The following is a 21651-nucleotide window of genomic DNA, read 5'->3' on the forward strand; positions in this document are numbered from 1 at the left end:
AGAACGTGCGTGTTCTCGTCCTCACCACCTGGTTTCCGGACACTGGGAACCAAGCCACGGCGCCCTTCAATCTCAAACATGTTCAGGCCATTGCACGTGGTCATGATGTGCGCGTGGTTCACGTTCGTCTGGGTGGCACAGGTGCCGTTGTTTTAGAGAACTATGGCGGTGTCCCCGTCACCCGGATTCCACTGTCCCCCCTCAGGCCCTTGGGGTATCCCGCTTTGGCGCGCCACGTATGGGCGGCGTTGAAAGAGGCAGACGTGCTGCACACCATGGCTTTCACTTCTGCCGTCATTGCAGCCCCTCTCCACGCATTCAGGCGGACACCCTGGGTGCACACGGAACACTGGAGCGGAATGGCCAATCCCGCCAGCGTCTCCAAGGTGTGGGTAGCGTTTTCCTGGCTGAGATATGTCCTGAAACTGCCCAATGCGGTTACTGCCGTGAGTACCGCCCAAGCCCGGCAACTTGGCCGGTTTGCGCGAGGTGGGCGGGTGGACGTGATTCCCAATGTGGTTGCAGTGAGCAAGGAAACCGCCGGCCGGACGGGGCCGGCAGAAGGTGCCACGCGATTGATAAGTGTGGGCGGGCTCGTTGCCGGCAAACGACCGATACTGGCTGTCCAGACACTGGCGCTTCTTCGCAAGGACGGAATTGACGCTTCGTTGACCTGGGTGGGCGACGGACCGCTCCGGGCAAACATGATGGCGGCTGCGGCTGCGGCCGGTGTTGCTGACCATTTATCTGTGACAGGGCTGGTAGAGCCTCAGCGGGTGCAGCAGGAACTCCGCAAGGCAGACGTCTTTTTTTTGCCCACGAGACATGAAACGTTTTGTGTCGCCGCCGCCGAGGCTGTTGCGGCAGGTCTGCCCGCAGTCGTTACCGACCTGTCGGCTGTCAGGGATTTTCTGACTGAGGAGAACAGTGTTCTGGTCGCCGGTGACGGTGCACAGGACTTTGCCTCCGGCGTCGAACTGGCGCTGCGGAGGTTTGTTGATGTGTCTGGGGACACCATCGCCGGCACCATCCCGCCTGCGTTCACGCCACTTCTGGTTATGGAAGAATTCACTAGAGCCTATGCCCGCGCGGGGGCGTCTTCACCGTGACCGGAATAGTGGAAAACCAGCCCGTAAAAGATGGATCCAGTGCGCAGCGAGAGGAAAGCACCGCATGATTTATGTAGCACCCAACGCGGATGTAGCCGAGCAGGCCAGTCTCGGCGAGGGCACAAAGGTGTGGCATCTCGCCCAGGTCCGTGAGGACGCCGTGCTTGGCGAGAACTGCATTGTAGGCAGGGGAGCGTATGTGGGTCCGGGCGTGAACATAGGTAAAAACACCAAGATCCAAAACTACGCCCTGGTCTATGAACCTGCAGTGTTGGGCAAGGGCGTGTTCATCGGACCCGCGGTGGTCCTCACCAATGACACCTATCCCCGTTCCGTGAGTCCTGACGGAACGTTGAAAAGCGCTCACGACTGGACTCCGGTTGGCGTCACGATTGAGGACGGAGCATCCATCGGTGCCCGCGCAGTCTGTGTAGCCCCACTGACCATTGGCCGGTGGGCAACCATCGCTGCCGGTTCCGTAGTAACCCGCGACGTCCCCGCCTTCGCCTTGATGGCAGGCGTTCCGGCGCGGAGGCTGGGCTGGGTGGGCAAGGCCGGCTTCCCCCTGAAAGCCGAAGGCTGTTTCTGGGTGTGCCCGGAAACCGGTGCCAAGTATGTTGAAGATCTAAACTCCCTGAAAGAGGCTGAGGACAGCGCATGAGCCAGGACTTTATTCCGGCAGCAAAACCCATCATTGGTGACCAAGAGCGTGCAGCCGTTGATGCTGTTATGGCCTCAGGCATGTTGGCACAGGGCCAGCAGGTCGCCAGCTTTGAAAGTGAGTTCTCAGATGTCCTCCTCGACGGGCGTGCAAGCGTTGCCGTCAACTCGGGCACTTCAGGCTTGCACCTTGGGCTGCTGGCCTGTGGCATTGGTGTCGGGGATGAAGTCATTGTTCCGTCATTCACCTTTGCCGCAACAGGCAACGCGGTTGCACTCACTGGGGCCACCCCGGTGTTTGCAGACATCGAACTGGACTATTATGCCCTGGACGTGGCCCATGTTGAGTCCCTGATAACGGACAAGACCAAGGGCATCATGCCCGTGCACCTGTACGGCCACCCTTTCGCTGCCGAGGCATTCGCCGCCTTGGCCAACAAACACGGCATTGACCTGTATGAGGACGCCGCCCAAGCCCACGGTGCTGCCTTAAACGGCAAAAAAGTGGGCACCTTCGGCAAGTTCGGCATGTTCAGCCTGTACCCCACGAAGAACATGACCTCTGGAGAGGGTGGCATGGTTTCGACGTCGGACGCCGCTGTTGAGCGAAACCTGCGCTTGCTGCGCAACCAAGGCATGGAAACCCAGTACCAAAACGAGCTTGTGGGTTTCAACAACCGCATGACTGACCTGCATGCCACCATCGGCAGGGTCCAGCTGACCAAGGTGATGGGCTGGACCAGGCAACGCCAAGACAATGCTGCGTTCCTGAGCGCAAACCTTGAGGGTGTGGGAACGCCCAGGGTTGCCCAGGGAGCCGAGCACGTCTACCACCAATACACCATTCGTGTCCCGCAAGGCCGCGACGAGATGCACGCGCGTCTTCGGTCTGAATTCAATATTGGTTCCGGCGTGTACTACCCGGTACCCAACCACCGGCTGCCTTCCTTCAACCGCACGGAAGACCTGCCCAACACGGAGATCGCGGCCAAGGAAGTCCTATCCCTGCCTGTTCATCCTTCATTGACCCAGGACGACCTTGAACGCATAGTCACGGCCGTGAACACTATTGTGAAGGCGGGTGCCTGATCATGGCCAATCTCCGTGTAGGACTCATCGGGCTGGGTATGATGGGCCGCCACCATGCACGCGTCATTCGTGAAGTGGAAGGCTTGGACTTGGTCGCCGTCGCTGATGCCCACGGCGATCCCCACAGTGTGGCAAGAGACCTGCCCGTCCTTGGCAGCGTCCAGGAGCTCATCGCAGCCGGCATAGACATGGCTGTTGCCGCTGTTCCCACAGGCATGCATGAGGAAGTTGGCTTGGCGCTGGCCGAGGCTGGAATCCATACGCTGGTCGAGAAGCCGATCGCTGCCAACGCAGCGGCTGGCCGCCGACTCGTGGAAGCCTTTGCCGCAAAGGGGCTCATAGGCGCGGTAGGTCATATTGAGCGTTTCAACCCCGCATTGCAGTCGCTGCGCCAGCGTATTGCCGACGGCGATCTTGGTGAGGTCTACCAGATCGCAACTCGCAGGCAGGGTCCCTTCCCCTCACGAATTGCCGACGTCGGTGTGGTCAAGGATCTGGGTACGCACGACATCGACCTGACGGCATGGTTGGCGCAGAGTCGCTACGAATCCGTGTTTGCCCAGACCTCGGCGCGTAGCGGACGGCCGGACGAGGACATGGTGTCCGTCACCGGAAAGTTGGCCAACGGCGTCATCACCAACCACCTGGTCAACTGGTTGTCTCCCATGAAGGAACGCCTGACAATTGTCATTGGCGAAAAAGGTGCTTTCGTGGCCAACACGGTCACGGCAGACCTCACATTCTATGAGAACGGCACTGTCGCGACGGAATGGGACTCCATTGGAGCATTCCGAGGGGTTTCAGAAGGCAATGTCACCAGGTTGGCAATCGCCAAGCCCGAACCGTTGCGCACGGAACTTGAAGCTTTCCGCGATGCAGTCCTCGGGCTGCGCCAAGACGTCGTGACAATGGCCCAGGGGCAAGACACCTTGATGGTGGCGGAGGCAGTGCTGAAATCTGCCCGCACATCGCAGGTCGAAAGGATCCTGGACTGGTGAGACAACAAAAACCGCTTCGAGTTGTTGTGGCCACAAGGCTTTTTGCGCCCGAAGTCGGGGCGGCGGCCTTTCGTCTAAAAGCCCTCGTCGACGGCCTTGTTGAGCAAGGTGCCGAGGTCAAGGTCTTGACAACCAAGCTTCCTGCAGGAGGCCCTGTTTTCAAGCCGTCATACAGACTCAGCCGATGGCCCGTTCTTCGCGATCCCGGCGGGTATGTCCGGGGGTATGTCCAGTATCTGAGCTTTGACGTGCCAGTATTTTTCCGTTTGCTGCTGACCCGCGCCGACGTTGTTGTCTCGGAGCCGCCGCCCACCACTGGGGTGGCCGTAGCGTTGTCCTCAGCGTTGCGTCGCCGGCCTTTTGTTTACTACGCAGCAGATGTCTGGAGCGAGGCAATGTCTGCCATGGAGGTGCCAGCCGTCGTTAAAAAGGTCATGGGCACCGTGGAAGGAGCTGTGCTCCGACGGGCGACCAATGTCCTAGCCGTCTCGGACCCGGTGGCTGTGCAAGTGGCCAAATTCAAGGTGCCCGCAAAGCGAATCCGCGTTGTGGGCAATGGTGTGGACACGGCTGTCTTTGGTCCAAAAGGTGACTGCGCTGCCGCTGCAAATCCTTACTTTGTCTACACCGGTACCATGAGCGAGTGGCAGGGGGCCGGCATTTTCATAGAAGCCCTTCGTGAGGTTCGCAGCAAATTCCCGGATGCGCAGATCCGATTCTTTGGGCAGGGTACCGACGAAGACCAGCTCAAGACCTTGGCCGAGCGGCTGGCGCCGGGGGCTGTCCATTTTGGTGGGGTCGTGCCGCCAGCGGAGGCTGCCGCCTGGATCCGTGGTGCTGCCGGAGCCTTGGTCAGTATCAAGCCGGGCCAGGGCTATGACTTTGCCAAGCCCACGAAGATCTACGCAGCTGCCGGCTGTGGCACCCCGGTCATCTTTGCCGGACAAGGGGACGGAGCAGCACTTGTGACAGAGAACGCGCTTGGCATTGCTGCAGCTTACTCGGTGACAGAAGTTGCGAAGGCTATGGGCGCGCTCCTGGCGGCACCGGACAGTGACGGTGAACGTAGGAGCAACTGGGTCATTAAACACGCCTCGTTGCAAGCCTCCGGACGATTGGCGGCCGCCGAAGTCCTGCGAACGGCTCGGGTGTCCACGAACTCGTGAGCGGAATCGATGGTGGGCGGGTTGCTCGGTGGCGCAGAAGCGAGTTCCTGCGCCACATACTCACGCTCCTGAGTGGCACGGCTGCGGCACAGCTATTAATGCTGGCACTGACGCCGGTACTGTCGAGGCTCTACTCGCCGGAGGCCTACGGACTGTTCTCGTTGTATTCATCACTGGTGGCCACCGTCACCGTGGTGGCAGCCCTGCGCTACGACATGGCCATCATGCTGCCCAAGCACGATGCAGATGCAAAGGTCCTCAAGCGGGGAGTGACCCGCCTGATCGTTGCCATCAGTATTGCGGCAACCCTCGTGTGCGGGATCGCCTCCCCGCTGATTGCCGACGCGATGGGTAAGCCTGCGCTGGCTCCATGGCTGTGGCTTGTGGGACTGAGCATATTCACACTTGCCGAGATTTCAGCCCTGACTTACTGGTTGAATCGGCGTAGCGACTACAAGGCCATCGGCATCAACAGGGTCCTTCAAAGCGGCGGAACAGCCCTAGCCCAGCTGGCACTCGCGCTGGGGAAGTTCGGGGGAGTTGGCGGCCTCATCGGCGGCACCCTGGTTGGTCAAGGCGCTGCGCTTTTGACGCTGCGCCACAAGGGCCGTGATGTGACCCAAGGTCTTGAGGAGTCCAACGAGAGCATCACCTCACTGTTCAGCCGCTATCGGAAGATGCCGTTGCTTAACGGTCCGAATGCACTTGTGGACGCCATCCGAACCAACGGCATCAACTTGATGATCGGCATTGCGTATTCGGGCTCCACGTTGGGTCAGTTTTACATGGCGTGGAAACTCTTGGAAGTACCCCTGGGCCTGATCAATGGAGCAATTTCTCAGGTCTTCTTCCAACGGCTTGCGGTCATGGAACGCGGATCAATGTTTGCATTCGCCAAGTCCTCAGTGTTTCGATCGGCGTTGCTGGGAGTGGTCCCGTTTGCGCTGATTTTTTGCTTGTCGCCCTGGGCCTTCCCAGTGTTCCTCGGAGCAGAGTGGGCCGATGCTGGACACATCGCCAGGGCGCTTGTGCCGTGGCTCTTCATGAGTCTGATAACGTCTCCGATCTCCACCATATTTGTTGTCACGGAGACGCAGCACCTCATGCTTATCCATGCCTTGGTGTACACAGCCGTGCCCCTATCGCTGCTGTACTTTCTCGAAGGAGACATCGTGGCGAATCTTTCAATTGTTTCACTGGCCATGGCTGCCATTCTCGTGGCATTCACGGTCATGGCCCTTTGGGTAGGCCACCGTTTTGACCGTGGCGTCGGTTCGAAACCTGCCGCCCCAGGTGTCTAACAATCCAGGTGCCGCCCTCAGGCTGTTGTGAAGCACTGCCACTATTTTCAGAAAGTTCATTCCATGGCCAGCATGATTTATCACGTACCGTATCCGTTGAATCCCAACGCCAAGACGGGAAGCGGGCTGCGCCCTATACGCATGCTGGAGGCATTCAGAGCACTCGGCTACGATGTTGAACTCGTCTCCGGTGAATCTGGAGAGCGACGTGCCCTGATCAAAGCCCTGAAGCGGCGCATCGTGGCAGGGGATCGTTTTGATTTCCTGTATTCGGAGAGCCACACCATGCCCACAGCACTGACGGATGTCGACCATCTGCCGCGGCACCCATTCATGGATGTTGCGTTCCTGCGGTTCGCCCGCAAGAACGGCATCAGGGTTGGTTTGTTTTACCGGGATGTGTATTGGCGCTTTCCCGAGTACAAGGAACGGCTGAACCCACTGGTCCACACCGCCACCCGGGCTCTCTACAACTTGGACCTCCTGGCTTACAAATTCGCCGTGGACAAGCTATATCTGCCGTCGCTGGGCATGGGCAAATTTGTTCCGCACGTCCCCGCCCAGCGGCACGCCGCACTGCCTCCGGGCGGGGAGATTGTCGACGTGCCTGCGACGCCCAAGCACGGCATTCACCTGTTTTACGTCGGAGGGGTTGGTGGCTACTACAACATGCAAGACTGTGTCCGCGCCGTCGCTGCGTCCAAGAATTCCTACCTGACCATTTGCACCAGGGAAGAGGAATGGGAGCAGAACCTGGACAGCTATCGGGAACTGCTCAATGATCGCATCCAGGTTGTCCACAAGAACGGCGCAGATCTCATACCGTACTACGAGCAGGCGAATATCTGCATGCTCTTCATTGAACCGAGCATCTACCGTTCCTTTGCCGCGCCGATCAAGTTTGCCGAGTACATTGGATTTGGCAAGCCTGTCATAGTCAACAACGGAACCAATGTTGCACAGTTTGTGGCCAGCAAAGGCAACGGTTGGGCCGTCCCGTTCGATTCTTCTTCGCTGACACAGCTGTTGGATGAGCTTTCCGAGCACCCGGAGAAGATTGCCCAGGTGACAGAGACAGCACTTGGCCTGCGCAAGGACAATACGTGGCTGGCCCGCGCCAGCCAAGTGGCCGCAGAGCTCACCGCCGCCGCCCAACGGTAGCTGTGGCTCCTTCCACCTTGAAACGCAGGGAGTAAAGTGCCCATCCACCATTTCGGTGTCCGGTCCTTGCCGGCGCTCCTCATTGGCGCCTTGGGCGTCGTGGCGTTCCTGACCCGGTTGCTCCCGTTGCTTGAATCGGCCACCCTTGGCGGGTTCAGGGGGTACGACGACGGCGTCCACTATGCAGCTGGTGTACACCTCCTGGCGGGGTCATTGCCATACCGGGACTATGTTTTGGTGCACCCGCCGGGCATCGCCTTGCTAATGCTGCCGTTTGCGCTGGTTGGCCAGTTTGCCGGTGATTCTGCGGGTGTTTCCGCGGCCAGAGTGTTCTTTGTCCTGATCGGAACCTTGAACACCGTGCTGATCGGCATCCTCCTGAAGCGATGGGGGTATCAGGCAATCATTGCCGGGGCTGGCCTGTATGCGGTGGGGTCGATTGCCACCATTGCCGAACGCTCCATCATGCTTTCGCCGGTCCTGGGTGCGTGTGTCTTGGCTGCCTTGGTGGCGTTGAGAGGATGCGGCCGCGAACCTCGCCGGGCCGTGACGGTTGCGGCCGTTTTTCTGGGCTTGGCCTTGTGTTTCAAGTTGTGGGCCGTCCTGCCGATCCTGGTCATAGGCGTCACGGTGTCTGTGCGTTTTGGGCCTAGGTTGCTGCTCCGCTTCATTGCGGTGGGCGCGGCGGCGTGCGCCCTCGTCATGGGACCGTTTTTCATGCTTGCCCCCAGGGCAATGTTCACCGATGTGGTCCTGGTACAGGTCGCACGCACGGATGGGGCCGCCAAGGGCCTGGCGCACCGGCTGAGCGACTTGGTTGGCTTGGACGCTGCTCCAGGTACAGTGTTCCTGATCGCCGGCTTCGGTGTTCTGTGCATAGCTGCCACAGCTGTTGCAGGGCTATCCGGACGACGCCGGAAACCTCAAGAATGGGGAGAGGAGTTCTGGTGGGCGGTGCTTGCCACAGTGATTGTCTGTGCGCTGCTGGCCTCAGCCAGCTTCTTTGACCACTACCCAAATTTTGCTGCACCGTACTTGGCCCTGTGCCTCGGAGTGTCAGGGGGCGCCGGAGCCGCCGTCATTTCTCGCCGCCAAACATCAAATGCGGGTCATCCCAGGCGGAAATTCTCGGTTCCGGAAATGGTGGCAACGGTGCTCAGTGTGGTGCTGTTGTTCCCGGTCGGGGCGCGGGGCCTGGTTTTGGAGCCGAAACCCTTACCGGAGGTGGGTGGGGCCAATTTGGCAGCTGCCGCGGCGCCGCATGACTGTGTGTTTTTCAGCTATGCGTACATGGGAATCATGAGTGATTCGTTGTCCCGTTCCATGGAGCATGGTTGTGGTTCCATCGTCGATGTTTTCGGTGCCAAAATGGTCCAGGATCTGCCGTCGAACGGGGCAGGACGTTCCCTGCCCGCGGGCGGGACCGTGCAGGAGATGCAGGTGGATCAGCTGAACAACGCCAAGGCGGCAGTGGTTGGCGCACCCCATGCCTACTATGGGCTTACTACCGGGGCCATTGACACATTGCTAACTCAGTTTGTCTTGTCAGCCAGCTCAGGCAATTTTCAGGTGTGGGTCAGACGGTAAATGCTACACCGTCGCCAAGGGACCGCAGCTATGATTCGTTCCGCTTGCCCAGCCACGGCTTCTCGGCCTCTTCAAGGGCTGCATGCCGGGAGAGTTGGGTGATTGATTTTTCCAGTTGCCTGAATCGGTGGTTATTGGTGGCCACGAAAATCAGAAAACTCACAATCAGGGCATAGAGGACCAAATCTGTTCCACGCCCGATGCCCAATAGTTGGGCGAGTCTGGTGAGGGCTACGGGAAAGAAGACCGAAAACGCCGCCACACAGGCGAAGAGAACCAACATCATCCGCCGGATGGCCAGATTGCGTGCGTTGGAACCGCCGCGCATCAGCGCCACAGAAACTGTGATGACAGCAAGGACAAGGGCTATCTGAACGATGATCTGCATGGTGTTACCTAAAAAGAAGGTCCGCGAGGATGTTTACCGAATTGAGCAGTGACTGGCCCTTGGCTTTGGAATAGTCAGTGTAGATAATCTTCACGGGATGTTCCACCCAGCGTGGTTTGATATCGGACAATTGATGAATCAGTTCCGAAGCATGTGCCATGCGGTTTTGGGTCAAGTTAATCTTTGCTGCCGTCCCTGAGTCAAAAGCACGCAAGCCATTGTGGGCGTCTGTGAGTGCCATGCCCGTGGCCATTCGTGATTGGAGCGCAGCCACTCTCAGTACCAGTCGCTTCAGGGCTGAGACCTGGGTGCGGTCGTCCAGGAACCTTGATCCCAAGACTACGTCGGCTTCCCCGGACCGGATTCGGGAAACCATGTCCCTGGCATCCGACACTTGGTGCTGCCCGTCGGCGTCGAAGGTGACAATCTCGGTGGTTGCTGGATCGAGGAGCGCATACTGCAAGCCCGTTTGCAGGGCCGCACCCTGTCCGAGGTTCACGGGGTGTTCCACCACCACGGCGCCTGCTGCACGGGCAATGGCAGGGGATCCGTCCGTGCTGCCGTCGTCAATGCAAACAATATTGCTGAATTCGGAATGAAGCCCCTTGATGACGTCGGCGACTACAGTTGCCTCGTTGTACATCGGGATTACAATCCAAGTTCGACTCACCATTCAAGTATCCCACGGATAGATTCACGTCTCAGACGTGGACAAGCCGCACTGATGCCGTTAGGTCAGGCGCCAAATGCGTCCAAGAGGGCCGTAACGGTGCGTCCTGCCGCCTGACCATCGCCGTAGGGTGTGGCATCGGTCGCTGCAGGAGCGGGCCGCTGGACGGTGCTGGCCAAGCGTGTCAGATCGTCGCTGACCAAGGCATTCCAGCCGAGTGCAACAGTTTCAACCCATTCGGTCTCCGGGCGGATGGTGGTGCACGGTACGCGCAGCAGGAATGCTTCCTTTTGCAGGCCGCCCGAGTCGGTGACAACGCCGGCAGAGTTTTGGGTCGCATTGATGAGTTGCGGGTAGGCGAGCGGAGGGCTGAGAACGATGCCTCCACGGCTGAGGTTGATGCCGTGTGCCTCGGCCAGTCCGCGCAGCCGTGGGTGCGCCAGAAGGAGCACGGGTTTGTCCAGGGAAGCCAGCTCTTCGATGATCGCTTCCAGGCGGGCGGGGGAATCAGTATTGTCCGGACGGTGGATGGTGGCAACATAGTATTCACCGCGGACCATCCCTGGGGGGAGATCCGCAACGGAATCGCGGAGGGAGTCCCGCACCTTGTAAAGGACGTCCGTCATTACATCGCCCACAAGCACTGATCGGGAGGCGAGGCCCTCGTTTGCCAGATGCTCCATGGCCACTTGGGTGGGGGCCAGCAGCAGGTCCGCGCTGTGGTCCGTCAGGACACGGTTGTGTTCCTCAGGCATCCGGCGGTTAAAGGAACGCAAGCCAGCCTCCAAATGGGCCACGGGCACATGAAGTTTGGTTGCCGCAATGGCCGCAGCCAGAGTGGAATTGGTATCCCCGTAAACCAAGACGCAATCCGGTGCGGAACTTTCAATAATCTCTTCCAACCCGGCCAGCATGGCACCGGTTTGTGCTCCGTGCTTGCCGGAACCCACACCGAGGTTGAAATCCGGGGCGGGAATGCCCAGATCCTGGAAGAAAACATCGCTCATGAGCTCGTCATAGTGCTGTCCGGTGTGCGCGATCAGGTGTTCTGCCCTTCCACGCATGGCCGTGGCGATGGGGGCAAGCTTGATGAATTGGGGACGCGCGCCAACAACACTGAGAATTCGCATGATTCCAGCTTAGTGAAAAGAATCAGCCGGAGTGAAAAGCCGGCAGTGGCTGTTCCAGGTATCGGTGAGGAATTCATCCGCATAGGCGCCAAGAAGATTTCCACCGCTGCGGGTGAATTTGAAGAGTTCGGCGGGGGTCATGCCTTGGACAAACCAGTTGAATCCCATGGGGTGGTTTTGGATGGCCCGTGCAGTGATCAACCGCTCCACTGGACGCAGCAGCCCCAAGGTTCCCAGCAGGCGCCTAACCGTTTCCCGGGTGCTTTGGGGGACGTCATTGGGGGCAAACGTTCCAATGTCCTGACCGGTCGAGGAGGAATAGCGCCGGTTGACATAGCCTTCATACCAGCGACGGTTGCGTGTGATGGTGGGGTGTAAGTCGCCCCACGCCAGATAAACTTCCCTGTCCAACATCGGCAGGGCCCAGTCGTAGCCAAAGAACTCATAGTTTCGCACCGAGTTGTTGATGTACTTCGTTTGGCGTTCCCGGAGGTTCCAGTGCTCTAAGGCCGTCAGCCTTGATTCCACTGTCCCGTCATAATTGATCTCGTCGAGAAAGTCATCGAGGATTTCTTGCAGGCGTTGGTTTTTGTGAGCGGAGCTATTGTCGGGTTGCAGGGTGTAGTGGTGGGCCAGAATCAATTCCTTGATGTCTGATCTAGAGACGTGTTCTGCCTCGAGGACGGACTCATCATGCATATTGCCAACAATGGTGTGACCCGGAAGGAAAATGGCATCGTCGTCAATTAAGCCTTCTTCCTTGAGCCAACGGACCGCATACCAGTCTTGGATGTGGGGCAGTGAGGCGCCGGCATGGGTGAACTTGATGAAGTCTGCGGTCTCGGCGGTGTCCCAGACACTGCGGATTGTTGCTTCCTCGTAGCGGCAGAAAAGCCATTTTTGGCCCAGTGCCGCGGCCACTTGCTCACTGATCAGCACCTCGCGCGTTTTGCCCGTGCCGTAGGTGAAGTTCACAACATTCTCATAGCCGGCATCCTTGAGATAGACACTCAGCAGCCTTGAGTCCAGCCCGCCGCTGAGGGGGACAACCAGTTGGCGCCCATTGGCGTGGGCCAGAAGCCGTGACATGGTGATGTCCAACGCTGCGGTGAAGTGTGCATCAACGGCGGCGGTTTCTTCAAGGTGCAGGGAAGAATACGCCATTTGGCGGTAAAAATTCTGGGAAATGCCACTCGTGGCATCAATGGCCACCACCTCGCCAGCTTGAACTTGATGCACACCAGCATAGAGGGTATTGGTTCCTGCCACGCAGGCCCCATGCCGGAATTCAACCCGGGAATCGTAGTCAGCGTCATAGCCAGAATCCGGCCCGGCCAGGACAGCTACGTCGTCGGAAATACGCACTACAGTGTCCGCAACCGAGTAGAAGAGCGGGAAACTGCGGATTGGGTCTTCAATGAGGAGCGTTTGTTCAGAGCCCACAACCACTGCCGCAAAGTGGCCGGCAACCATCCGCAGGCCTTCTGCGAGGGATCCGCCGTCGTTCACCAGGTGGGAAAGCTGGTCGTCACAGGACTTGTCGCCTATTACCCAGAGGGTTGTCGAATCTGAGATGGCATGGGAGCGCCACTGGCTGCGGGTAAGAATGGGGGACTCGAAAGGCATTCCGCTATTCTCTCACCACCACGCATGCTCCGGTGCAGCTGGTGCGGCCTGCCCCCCGCGTAGAATGTCACAGACCGACGCCAACAGAATAAGGGCACCACAGGAAATGCACGTACTTTTCGTACCGTCTTGGTACCCAGCTGACGCGACTGACTTTTCAGGCAGTTTCTTCATTGAGCAGGCCCAAGCCTTGGCCATGGCGGGCCACGACGTGGGCGTTATCAGTGTCAAGGGCGTCCCCGTCTATTCACCAGCGCAACTTCGCGGCCGCACTCCTGGCATCCGCCTCAGTGTTGAATCGGAGATCCGAACGTATCGGATGGACAAGGTGTTGCCCTTTCCCAAAGTGCCCGGCGGCAACGAACGGGTTCTCCTGCATGCCTGGCGGGTCCTTCTCACCCGCTACATCAGTGAGAACGGCCGGCCGGATGTCCTGCATGCCCATGCGATGTTTCCGGCGGGGGTTGTGACACATGCGCTCTCCGATGAGTTCAAGATCCCCTTTGTTGTCACCGAACACAGGCCGTCATCGATGGACAGGCTCAACCAAAAATGGAATGGCGTGAACGGGCGCAGGGCTGCTCTCGCTGCGTCGGCCCTCGTCGCCGTCGCCCGAGGCTTTGCAGCAGAACTCAACGATGCCTACAACATTGGCCAGGACAAGTGGCAATACGTTCCGGGTCTTCTGAGCCCACAATTCCAAGACATCCCCACCCGTCAAATCCCTGACGGTCCGTTCATCTTTGGCCACGTTTCGCATCTGGATCCGGGCAAGCGAGTTGACATGTTGATCGAAGCCTTCGCCGAGCAATTCCACAACGTCGACGGAGTTCGGTTAAGGATTGCCGGGGATTCAATCCACAAAGCCGAGTTGGAAACTTTGGCTGGTTCACGGGGCGTTGGAGACAAAGTGGACTTTGTCGGCGCAGTTCAACGCAAAGACATTGTGGCGGAGTTCAGCTCTGCCCACGTATTCGTGCTAGCCAGTGTTGCCGAGGCCTTCGGGACAGTGCTCTGGGAGGCCATGGCCTGCGGCCTTCCTGTTGTGTCAACAGCAACCTGGGCGGGCAAGAACGCGGTGGGGGAGGCCAATGGTCTACTGTCTGCCATCGACAATCGCGAAGAACTTGGTCAGGCCCTGGTGACCATCCGCGAGAACTTTAATTCCTATGTTCCCGAGGATATTCGCGCCATTTGTGTGGACCACTGTGGCCGAGAAGCTTTTACCTCTCAGTATGAAATGCTCTACACGAATGCGGTTCAGGCTAGCAGGCGATGAGCCGGTAAAGCTTGGCTTCGCCGACTTGGGTAACCAGTTCGACGGCGGGAGAGTCCGGCAAGTTTTCCAGCCCGGGGAAGCTGTGCCGGTCGCCGTGGACTTCCCGTGCGCCAAAGTCCAAGATATAGCGGACTCCCGTGGCTTCGACGGCCGGGCACACTTCCGGGTTTGTCTCCGCATCGCGCAGGTTATTGTTGATGATCTCAACATTCCTCGGATATGTGCTGAGCGTGTGCATCGACGTTGTCCGGCGGTCTCCCAGTGCGTAGGCCATCGCGGCGCCCGTCCAAGGACTCGCGGCAATGACTTCGTTGGGACCCACAATATCGTCAAGTTTGTTGATGAGAGCCAACTCGTCGGTCGAGACCAAGGCCGATTCGGCGTTCTCTGCGTAATTGTGACTGGCACCGGCCACGGCAACCTTCATGGGGGTGCCCTGCATGGGAATTGTCAGCAGGACAATGACAAGAATTCCAGCTGCAGTCAGGAAGGTGGCCTTGGTTCCTCGCTGCGGAGCGGATTCACTCACACGTTTTGACATTTGTTGGTCCAGGATGCGGCGGATTCCTTGCCAAAGCCAACCGAATCCCAGCGCGGCAAGCGGGAGCGCGGTGATGGGCAGGATTGCCGCCAAACGGTAGCTGTCGTTGTACCAAACTCCAGTAATCACGTTGCGCCAATATCCCCGTTCAACGCCTGCAACGGTGATGAACAAGACGGCCGTGACAGCGAAGCAGCAAAGCAGCCAAGCGTGGCTGCGGGTCCTGATGGCGGCGTAGATCCCAATCAGCATCAGCGCACTCAGCACCCATGCGGCCGGGCGGCCCATCGCGGAGTTAGTGATGATTTCACCAACCGCTCCAGCTGGGAGCTTTGTGGGGCCCCAAAATGCGGCTTCGGCGGGCGGGCGAACAACCTTCCACAAGAGGACCACGAAAGCCATCGCGGCCAGCAGGCCCAACGTGACTGCCGCAGTTTCCTTAGGCCGCTTGCGCCACAGACCTGAGCCAACGTAGCGGCGACAGTAGGACGCAACAGCGACTGGAATGCTCAAAGCCACAAGTGTCATCGCACCATTGGGATGGGCGATGGCAATGGCAATGGCGGCAACAGGTGCCACCGCGTATCGTGCCAGCGGGTGCCAGTGTGACTCGGTGCCGACTCCGAAAAACACGGCTACGGCTGCCAGTCCCAGCGGAATCATGGCGATGGCCAGGAAATTCGGGTACAGCACGCCGAAGTCCAACAGAAGGATGGGGAAGGAGGAAAAGCAGGATGCGAGAATACCCGAGAAACCTACAATCCATGGCTTGTCTCCGACGATCGTCCGAGTAAGAACCATGCACCCCAATGTCCAGACCAGAGCCGCAACAACAATGTTGAAGACATTGACCGAAGCGGCCAGTGGGGCCCCTGTCAGCTGCACTGCCAGGGCCACGACACCGTGCCAGGCGGCAGGATAGAAATAAGGGGGGTTGTCCCCGTTGGTCATGCTGGTCAGCGTTAGCGAGGAAGCGTCGCCGGTGTCGAGCACATAGCGGACAGCATTGAGATGGAAGACATTGTCAAATGTCTGGGAGATGTTCTCCGGCTCGCTAAACACCCGGACCAGTTGCCAGGCTATGAGCAGGGCACCAGCGGCAAGTCCCACGAATTGTCCGGCACCTGCAGGTGTCACATGAAAACGCCATGGCTCGGTGTCAATGCCAAAACGTTTGTCAAGGGCCCGCCGAATGAACCAGGCAACACCAGATGCCAAGAGAGCAACAACCAACAGCGGCAGGACCGTCCAAGCAATGCCAGCCTTGCCGCAAACGATGGCCGTTATCGCTGACATGGATACTGTGAGCACCGGTGCGGCAGCCCAAATTGACAGGCCCCGAAGACCCAGCGCCGTCGCCAAGATTCCTCCGGGTACGAGGAGGAGGGCGACGCACGCCACGGCCAAAGGAAGGGTTGCTGCCCAGCTCATTCATGTTCCATTCGGGGATGCTAAGTGGTGACCAGGCAGATAGTTGTGCCGCCAGGGAGATGCGGACATAGTTCATGCCCAAGATCATGCTTCCGCCGGTCGGCTAGTTGACGCCGGAGTCCAGCAAGCCCAACAGGTAGGTACCGTAGCCGCTCTTCACCAGAGGCTCGGCGCGTTGGCGCAGCTCATCATCACTGAGGAAGCCCTGACGCCAAGAGACCTCTTCGGGAGCACCGATTTTCAGGTCCTGCCGATTCTCGACCGTACGCACAAAGTTGGAAGCATCGTTGAGGTCACTGAACGTACCGGTGTCCAGCCACGCAGTGCCGCGGGGCAAGATCTCGACCTGCAGTTTCCCACGCTCAAGGTAGGTCTTGTTCACATCGGTGATTTCCAATTCACCTCGGGGCGAGGGCTTGAGGTTGCGTGCGATTTCGATGACGTCATTGTCGTAGAAATACAGGCCGGGGACCGCATAGTTGCTCTTGGGTTTTGCTGGCTTCTCCTCGAGGGACAAGGCCTTGCCTTGCGCGTCGAATTCGACAACACCGTACGACTTTGCGTCACGAACCCAGTATCCAAAGACGGCCCCGCCGTCGATATTTGCGTGGCGGCGCAATTGCGAGCCCATACCCGGACCGTAGAAAATGTTGTCACCCAGAACCAAGGCAACAGTGTCATTGCCAATATGGTCAGCTCCGAGGACGAATGCCTGGGCCAAACCGTCAGGGGATGGCTGCTGAACGTAGCTGAGGTTTACGCCAAACTGTGAGCCATCGCCGAGGAGTCGCTGAAATTGTTCGGCATCGTGGGGAGTGGTGACAATGAGGATGTCCCTGATCCCTGCAAGTATGAGTGTTGACAAGGGGTAGTAGATCATCGGCTTGTCATAGACGGGCACCAGCTGTTTGCTGATGCCGAGAGTGATTGGGTGAAGCCGTGAACCGGTACCGCCGGCCAAGATTATTCCTCGCATTGGATAATCCTCCCGTACCTCGACCGTGAGGGCAAACCGGAGCGGTGACTTTTGGGCCGCCACCGTAGTCGTTTCTGACTGCTATAGAATGACCTAATGCTCAATCCTGAAATGAACGGGACAACCTTGACCGGGAAACCTTCACAACGTCCGTACGTCATGCCTGTTCTCCGATTTGGCAAAGCATTGGATCCTCGCAACAACAGTTTGAATTTCATTCGGCTCATCTTGGCGCTTATGGTACTTTTTGCACATAGTTTCCACATTGTGGGTGCGGGCAATGGGCCAGGGTTTAGGGGTGAAAATCTTGGGGGTTGGGCGGTTGCCGGGTTCTTTGGTATCAGCGGATACCTGATAACGGGGAGTCGGTTCAACAACCGTCTGGGGACTTATCTAATTCACCGTGTGGCGAGGATCATCCCAGCATTTTTGGTCTGCCTAGTTGTCATGGCTGCGGTCTTTGCTCCTATTGCCTACTTTCTGCAGCATGCGTCGCTGCACGGATTCTTCCAGACCCCCACGACACCGTTGAACTCCATCTTCGCCAACATGTTCCTCAAAATAAACAGCTATGACATCGCGGGAACGCCAGCAGGAGTGCCCTACCCGGGAGCCTGGAATGGATCACTTTGGACGCTATATTTTGAGTTTCTCTGCTACTTGCTTGTGGCAGTCCTGGGCACTTTTGCGTTCGTCAAGAAGACTCCCTGGCCCATGTTGGCAGCCTTCCTTCTCAGTGTTGCTGTTTGGGCGAATATTGATCGACTAAATCCTTATATGCAGGGAAATCTTGACTTCAACCTGCTGGCCCGGTTGGCACCATTTTTCTTGGGCGGCGCCGTCGTGAAGGTGCTCTCGAAAAGGGTCGGACTGAGCTGGCAGGGAGCTGCGGTTGCACTGGTAATTTCTGCCGCCATGGTCTTTGGCTTCGACGGCTTCGGCAACCAGCTGGCTGCGCCGTTCCTCGCTTACACCATTTTGTGGGTTTCCACCTGGCTCCCCAGCCCCAAGATTGTCATGAACAACGACGTCTCCTATGGTGCCTACATTTATGCATTCCCCGTCCAACAACTGCTGGCCGTATTCGGCGCCTACCACTGGGGAGTGTGGTGGTTCACTCTCGCTGCGCTCGTTGCGACGATGCCCCTGGCCATCGCCAGCTGGCTGGCGGTTGAGCAGCCCGTCATGCGACTAGCGCGTCGCAGAGTCTAACTGGCGAGGAGCCGACTTCTTTCGACTTTAGGACGCCACTCGAGGCCCGGAAACACCTCTAAGGCCGTCTCGCACACCCGCCATGGCCGAGGTCAATCGAGGTCCGCGGTCAGGTGCCAGCGTCGTTACGATGGCGAGGTGCCGATAGTCGGCCAAGATTCCCTTGAGCGCCCAGCCCGGTTGGGATCGCCAGTATCGGCGAACCAGCAAAAGTCGGTTGCGGAAGATGTAGTAATACCGGTAACTTGCGGCAGTTCGAACCGGCAGGTTTCTTCCAAGGACTGAGATCTTGATTCCGAAAATCGACGCCGGAACCATGGCACCCAGTGCGTGGTCAAGTGTCGCATCAGAGGCCACGATTGATTCTTGGGCGTCCAGTCGCGCACGCAAATAGTACTCGGTGTCCACACCGTCAATAAAGAGCTCGTCCATCAGCAATCCGAGAGAATCAAGGACCTCGACAGGTATCAGCAAGCCTGACTGTATGGGTTCACCGCCCAAGACGGTGCCGTCGATATTTCCGCGACGCCGTGTCGGGATGCCGCTGATGTTTCCAGGTGCCACCATGGCCACTCGAATTGATTTCGCCATGGCGGACTCGTAGGCCGCCAACAGTTTGCTTGTATAGCCAGGCTCCAAGCGTGAATCCTGGTCCATGGTCATGATGAATCGGGGGTTGCTTGGGTGCGCTCGTGCGGCGCGGATGCCTGCGTTTAGGGCGCTGGCAATGCCACTGTTGCGTCTCATCCTCACAACAGTGGCACCCAAGTTCTCCAACCGACCCAAGATCTCACTCGTATCCTGGGGACTTCCGTCGTCGACTGCAACCACGTGCCCGACCTGTTCAATGAGAGCAGCACAATTACTCACGGCTTCGTCGTTCGGGTTGTAGAGGGAGATGACGGCCGTGACCGGACTTTTAATTTGCATGCGGGCAGTGGTGTTAGGCCGGCTGGACGTCGGGCTGGGCGTCAATCCAATTCGCCAACAGATCAATACCTTGGGCCAGGTTGTAACGCGGAGTCCAGCCTAAAACGCGTTCCGCATCGGTTACATCGGCCCAGGCATGGCGAACGTCCCCCTGACGGTATTGTCCGGTGACGTGGGGTGCCGGTGCCTTGTAGTGCTTAGCGATCAACTCAGCCGCCGTTCCGATGGTCTGGAACTCGCCCGATCCGATATCCATGGGCTCGTCTTGGACGGAGGAGGACAACGCACCTGCGACGATTGCAGAGGCAACATCGTCGATCAAAATGAAGTCGCGGCGAACATCACCATCTTCGTAAAGGGGAATGGACTTTCCGCCCATGGCCATCCGGCAGAAGAGGCTCATGATTCCGGTGTACGGATTAATCAACGATTGTCCCGGACCGTACACGTTTTGCAGGCGCAAGATGACTGTCTCAACACCGAAGGACTTTGCCCATGCCTGGATGATGTTTTCTTGGGCGAGCTTGGTACCGCCGTAGACACTTACCGGTGCCGGGAACGTGCTGGCAGCCTTCATGGCGAGAGGTTTGGCGTCTGGGAAGTCCCATTGCTGGGCGTCGAGGGTGGCACTGGTGCGCTGGCCCGGGTAGAACATGCTGCCATCGTTTTGGACCCAAGCGCCCTCTCCGTAGACAGCGCGGCTTGACGAAAGGACGATTCGACGCGGCAGTTTGCCATGCCGACTCAAGCCATCAAGCAACTGGGTGGTCCCGACCACGTTTACATGGGCGTGGCGAGTCGACTCGTTCAGTGACTGGGCCGTGCCCGTTTCAGCCGCAAGGTGGATAACGACGTCGGGGGTGACGGTTGCGAGCACGGTATCCCAGGTTTGTGCCTCGGCAACGTCGCCAATGATGAGCTCTACGCCTGCTGCTAATTCTGCGGGCCGTTGGCCGCTGGCATGAATCTGCGGGTGCAGGTTATCGACAACGACAACGCGGTCAAAGGCCTCGACAAGGGCAGCCGAAATGGCGCACCCAATGAAACCTGCCCCGCCTGTAACGAGTACGGTTCCACGATTGTCGCTGGAAGTGGGTGTGATAGTCACAATAGACCTTTCGAAAGGGGTGTTAGTTGCCGAAGGCGTGGCGAACGAGCGCTTTAACGGCGACGGAATGGCGAGTACGTATGGCCTTGGGAAGCAAGGCCAAGGCGTGCGCTCTGGACGTTAGGCGAAGTTTTGCTGCGCGGTCAGTTTTGGCCCAGCCCAATTCGCGGGCTTGGCTGGCGGCGAATTGGAAATAGTCCCGTTCTCCGGCAAAACGTGAACCATCGACCAGTTTCGTGGACGACGCGCTTTCTGAGTGGCGTCGGTAGGAGAAGCACACGGCCGGATCGACCAGGAGCTGCGCTCCCAAATAAACCATGTCCATCGTCAGAGCCACATCCTGAATGATGGGGTAGCCATCTCGGAAATCAACCTGCCGCATCTTGTCAGTGCGGAACGCCAATGAAGGCCAATAGAGCCAAACGCCATGCATGAGATTGGTAGCAAGGGCTTCACCTGACAATAGTTGACGCCCGCGGCTGCGGGGTCGAATGAGCTGCTGCTTGACAGTATCGACAAGTGTCTTGACCTGATGCCCATTTTCGTCAATGACGTTTACACCCGGTTGAATGATGGTTGCATCCGGGAACTGAGCATGACCGCTGAGAATGGTTGAGACGTAGTTGGGCAGCATGAGGTCATCGCAGCCCAAAATAACCATCATTTCCTGCTTGGCAAGGCCCACGCAGGTGCGATAGTTTGCCGTGATTCCCTCGTTAACGTCCTTACGGATGTATTCAATCCTTGGATGCGCCAAAGACTTGATGTAGTCCTCGATGCTCCGGTCCGGATAGGCGTCGTCAACAATGGTCAGTACCCAGTCGTCGCTGTCCTGTGCAAGTACGCTTTCGACCGTTGCGACCATGTAGGCGGGATCCCCCCAGTAGGGGATGAAGATATCCAATGGCATTAGTCGCTATCACTTTCTTGTGACTTGGTACTGTTCGGGAGATTTGAAAGGCGTTCGATTTGGGTCCGAAGAATCGCGACTTCTTCGGCCAGGGTTCGAGTCTCATCCTCGACGCCGGACAGTTCCCATGACAGGTGAAGGCAGACGCCCAAGAGAAGCAGGATACTCAGGATGAACAACAAGTTTGACGGCAATTGGACGCCGACAAGATCAGATGCCACATTCAGCAAGTGCGGGAACGCTGCAAGAACAACAGTAAGGGCGCCAACGAAAAGCCAAAGAGTTGCGTATTTTTCCCGCAGTTTCTTTCGTCTTAACATCTCCAAGACAAGGGCCACTATGGCGATTGCCAGCAGAAGGGCTGCAAGATTTGTCATGG

General features: G+C 58.2%; 20 protein-coding genes. 10 read left to right on the plus strand and 10 right to left on the minus strand.

Annotation, left to right across the window (positions count from 1 at the left end):
* Positions 1–5: 5 nt before the first annotated feature.
* The 8 genes from BLV41_RS00840 to BLV41_RS00875 all read left to right on the plus strand — a co-directional run bounded on the left by BLV41_RS00840 (position 6) and on the right by BLV41_RS00875 (position 9071).
* A complete protein-coding gene (locus BLV41_RS00840) occupies positions 6–1109 on the plus strand; it encodes a glycosyltransferase (RefSeq protein ID WP_083360523.1) in 1104 nt (367 codons plus the stop codon).
* A gap of 64 nt (positions 1110–1173) precedes the next feature.
* Positions 1174–1770 carry an acyltransferase gene (locus BLV41_RS00845; protein WP_074709681.1) on the plus strand — a complete coding sequence of 199 codons (597 nt, stop codon included), beginning with the start codon at positions 1174–1176 and terminating at the stop codon, positions 1768–1770.
* The gene (locus BLV41_RS00850) at positions 1767–2858 is read left to right on the plus strand and encodes a DegT/DnrJ/EryC1/StrS family aminotransferase (RefSeq protein ID WP_074709684.1); all 1092 of its coding nucleotides are present in this window, start codon (positions 1767–1769) and stop codon (positions 2856–2858) included. The genes BLV41_RS00845 and BLV41_RS00850 overlap by 4 nt, the downstream gene beginning before the upstream one ends.
* Positions 2859–2860: 2 nt before the next feature.
* Positions 2861–3856, plus strand: coding sequence for a Gfo/Idh/MocA family protein (locus BLV41_RS00855; RefSeq protein ID WP_074709687.1), 996 nt, complete (start codon positions 2861–2863; stop codon positions 3854–3856).
* A complete protein-coding gene (locus BLV41_RS00860) occupies positions 3853–5022 on the plus strand; it encodes a glycosyltransferase family 4 protein (RefSeq protein ID WP_074709689.1) in 1170 nt (389 codons plus the stop codon). Before BLV41_RS00855 ends, BLV41_RS00860 begins: the two co-directional genes overlap by 4 nt.
* Complete coding sequence (locus BLV41_RS00865; RefSeq protein WP_170835396.1) at positions 5019–6323, plus strand: lipopolysaccharide biosynthesis protein; 1305 nt, start codon at positions 5019–5021, stop codon at positions 6321–6323. The genes BLV41_RS00860 and BLV41_RS00865 overlap by 4 nt, the downstream gene beginning before the upstream one ends.
* 63 nt (positions 6324–6386) lie before the next feature.
* Positions 6387–7484: a glycosyltransferase gene (locus tag BLV41_RS00870; RefSeq protein ID WP_074709692.1), complete on the plus strand. Its 1098-nt coding sequence runs from the start codon at positions 6387–6389 to the stop codon at positions 7482–7484.
* A gap of 36 nt (positions 7485–7520) precedes the next feature.
* On the plus strand, positions 7521–9071 hold the full coding sequence (locus BLV41_RS00875; protein WP_074709695.1) for a hypothetical protein: 1551 nt from the start codon (positions 7521–7523) through the stop codon (positions 9069–9071).
* Positions 9072–9099: 28 nt separating this feature from the next.
* Here the strand turns inward: BLV41_RS00875 and BLV41_RS00880 are convergent, their stop codons facing one another.
* The 4 genes from BLV41_RS00880 to BLV41_RS00895 all read right to left on the minus strand — a co-directional run bounded on the left by BLV41_RS00880 (position 9100) and on the right by BLV41_RS00895 (position 12885).
* Entirely contained in the window at positions 9100–9459 is a 360-nt protein-coding gene (locus tag BLV41_RS00880) for a DUF2304 domain-containing protein (RefSeq protein ID WP_074709697.1), read from the minus strand.
* 4 nt (positions 9460–9463) lie between these two features.
* Positions 9464–10132 (minus strand): glycosyltransferase family 2 protein, encoded by a 669-nt coding sequence (locus BLV41_RS00885; protein ID WP_074709700.1) that lies wholly within the window; start codon positions 10130–10132, stop codon positions 9464–9466.
* Between the two features lie 62 nt (positions 10133–10194).
* The gene (gene wecB, locus BLV41_RS00890) at positions 10195–11259 is read right to left on the minus strand and encodes a non-hydrolyzing UDP-N-acetylglucosamine 2-epimerase (RefSeq protein WP_074709702.1); all 1065 of its coding nucleotides are present in this window, start codon (positions 11257–11259) and stop codon (positions 10195–10197) included.
* A 9-nt stretch (positions 11260–11268) separates the two neighbouring features.
* Positions 11269–12885, minus strand: coding sequence for a hypothetical protein (locus tag BLV41_RS00895; protein ID WP_074709705.1), 1617 nt, complete (start codon positions 12883–12885; stop codon positions 11269–11271).
* Positions 12886–12991: 106 nt separating this feature from the next.
* On the opposite strand from BLV41_RS00895, the gene BLV41_RS00900 reads away from it, so the two are divergent.
* Complete coding sequence (locus BLV41_RS00900; RefSeq protein ID WP_074709707.1) at positions 12992–14164, plus strand: glycosyltransferase; 1173 nt, start codon at positions 12992–12994, stop codon at positions 14162–14164.
* On the opposite strand, the gene BLV41_RS00905 is transcribed toward BLV41_RS00900, so the two are convergent.
* Both BLV41_RS00905 and rfbA read right to left on the minus strand, forming a co-directional pair.
* Positions 14151–16136: a DUF6541 family protein gene (locus BLV41_RS00905; RefSeq protein WP_074709710.1), complete on the minus strand. Its 1986-nt coding sequence runs from the start codon at positions 16134–16136 to the stop codon at positions 14151–14153. The two genes, BLV41_RS00900 and BLV41_RS00905, sit on opposite strands and share 14 nt — an antisense overlap.
* Before the next feature lie 103 nt (positions 16137–16239).
* Positions 16240–17112 (minus strand): glucose-1-phosphate thymidylyltransferase RfbA, encoded by an 873-nt coding sequence (gene rfbA / locus BLV41_RS00910; protein WP_044572630.1) that lies wholly within the window; start codon positions 17110–17112, stop codon positions 16240–16242.
* Positions 17113–17271: 159 nt separating this feature from the next.
* On the opposite strand from rfbA, the gene BLV41_RS00915 reads away from it, so the two are divergent.
* Positions 17272–18324 (plus strand): acyltransferase family protein, encoded by a 1053-nt coding sequence (locus tag BLV41_RS00915; protein WP_074713013.1) that lies wholly within the window; start codon positions 17272–17274, stop codon positions 18322–18324.
* 27 nt (positions 18325–18351) lie between these two features.
* Here the strand turns inward: BLV41_RS00915 and BLV41_RS00920 are convergent, their stop codons facing one another.
* Genes BLV41_RS00920 through BLV41_RS00935 form a run of 4 tightly spaced genes read right to left on the minus strand, consistent with a single transcriptional unit; the run spans position 18352 to position 21649 of the window.
* Entirely contained in the window at positions 18352–19254 is a 903-nt protein-coding gene (locus BLV41_RS00920; RefSeq protein WP_044572704.1) for a glycosyltransferase, read from the minus strand.
* Between the two features lie 13 nt (positions 19255–19267).
* Positions 19268–20362 carry an NAD-dependent epimerase/dehydratase family protein gene (locus BLV41_RS00925; protein ID WP_244516673.1) on the minus strand — a complete coding sequence of 365 codons (1095 nt, stop codon included), beginning with the start codon at positions 20360–20362 and terminating at the stop codon, positions 19268–19270.
* Positions 20363–20384: 22 nt separating this feature from the next.
* A complete protein-coding gene (locus BLV41_RS00930; protein WP_074709712.1) occupies positions 20385–21272 on the minus strand; it encodes a glycosyltransferase family 2 protein in 888 nt (295 codons plus the stop codon).
* Positions 21272–21649 carry a DUF2304 domain-containing protein gene (locus tag BLV41_RS00935; protein ID WP_044572625.1) on the minus strand — a complete coding sequence of 126 codons (378 nt, stop codon included), beginning with the start codon at positions 21647–21649 and terminating at the stop codon, positions 21272–21274. The genes BLV41_RS00930 and BLV41_RS00935 overlap by 1 nt, the downstream gene beginning before the upstream one ends.
* Between the last annotated feature and the right edge of the window lie 2 nt (positions 21650–21651).

Origin of the sequence: Arthrobacter alpinus, assembly GCF_900105965.1 — a bacterium.
GTDB classification, from domain to species: Bacteria; Actinomycetota; Actinomycetes; order Actinomycetales; family Micrococcaceae; genus Specibacter; species Specibacter alpinus.

What these genes read in the sequence shown, in the direction of transcription:
- BLV41_RS00845 (WP_074709681.1), top strand. Translation starts at nt 1,174, where the DNA reads ATGATTTATGTAGCACCCAACGCGGATGTAGCCGAGCAGGCCAGTCTC.
- BLV41_RS00850 (WP_074709684.1), top strand. Translation starts at nt 1,767, where the DNA reads ATGAGCCAGGACTTTATTCCGGCAGCAAAACCCATCATTGGTGACCAA.
- BLV41_RS00855 (WP_074709687.1), top strand. Translation starts at nt 2,861, where the DNA reads ATGGCCAATCTCCGTGTAGGACTCATCGGGCTGGGTATGATGGGCCGC.
- BLV41_RS00870 (WP_074709692.1), top strand. Translation starts at nt 6,387, where the DNA reads ATGGCCAGCATGATTTATCACGTACCGTATCCGTTGAATCCCAACGCC.
- BLV41_RS00880 (WP_074709697.1), bottom strand. Translation starts at nt 9,459, where the DNA reads ATGCAGATCATCGTTCAGATAGCCCTTGTCCTTGCTGTCATCACAGTT.
- BLV41_RS00885 (WP_074709700.1), bottom strand. Translation starts at nt 10,132, where the DNA reads ATGGTGAGTCGAACTTGGATTGTAATCCCGATGTACAACGAGGCAACT.
- wecB (WP_074709702.1), bottom strand. Translation starts at nt 11,259, where the DNA reads ATGCGAATTCTCAGTGTTGTTGGCGCGCGTCCCCAATTCATCAAGCTT.
- BLV41_RS00895 (WP_074709705.1), bottom strand. Translation starts at nt 12,885, where the DNA reads ATGCCTTTCGAGTCCCCCATTCTTACCCGCAGCCAGTGGCGCTCCCAT.
- BLV41_RS00900 (WP_074709707.1), top strand. Translation starts at nt 12,992, where the DNA reads ATGCACGTACTTTTCGTACCGTCTTGGTACCCAGCTGACGCGACTGAC.
- BLV41_RS00905 (WP_074709710.1), bottom strand. Translation starts at nt 16,136, where the DNA reads ATGAGCTGGGCAGCAACCCTTCCTTTGGCCGTGGCGTGCGTCGCCCTC.
- rfbA (WP_044572630.1), bottom strand. Translation starts at nt 17,112, where the DNA reads ATGCGAGGAATAATCTTGGCCGGCGGTACCGGTTCACGGCTTCACCCA.
- BLV41_RS00915 (WP_074713013.1), top strand. Translation starts at nt 17,272, where the DNA reads ATGCCTGTTCTCCGATTTGGCAAAGCATTGGATCCTCGCAACAACAGT.
- BLV41_RS00920 (WP_044572704.1), bottom strand. Translation starts at nt 19,254, where the DNA reads ATGCAAATTAAAAGTCCGGTCACGGCCGTCATCTCCCTCTACAACCCG.
- BLV41_RS00930 (WP_074709712.1), bottom strand. Translation starts at nt 21,272, where the DNA reads ATGCCATTGGATATCTTCATCCCCTACTGGGGGGATCCCGCCTACATG.
- BLV41_RS00935 (WP_044572625.1), bottom strand. Translation starts at nt 21,649, where the DNA reads ATGACAAATCTTGCAGCCCTTCTGCTGGCAATCGCCATAGTGGCCCTT.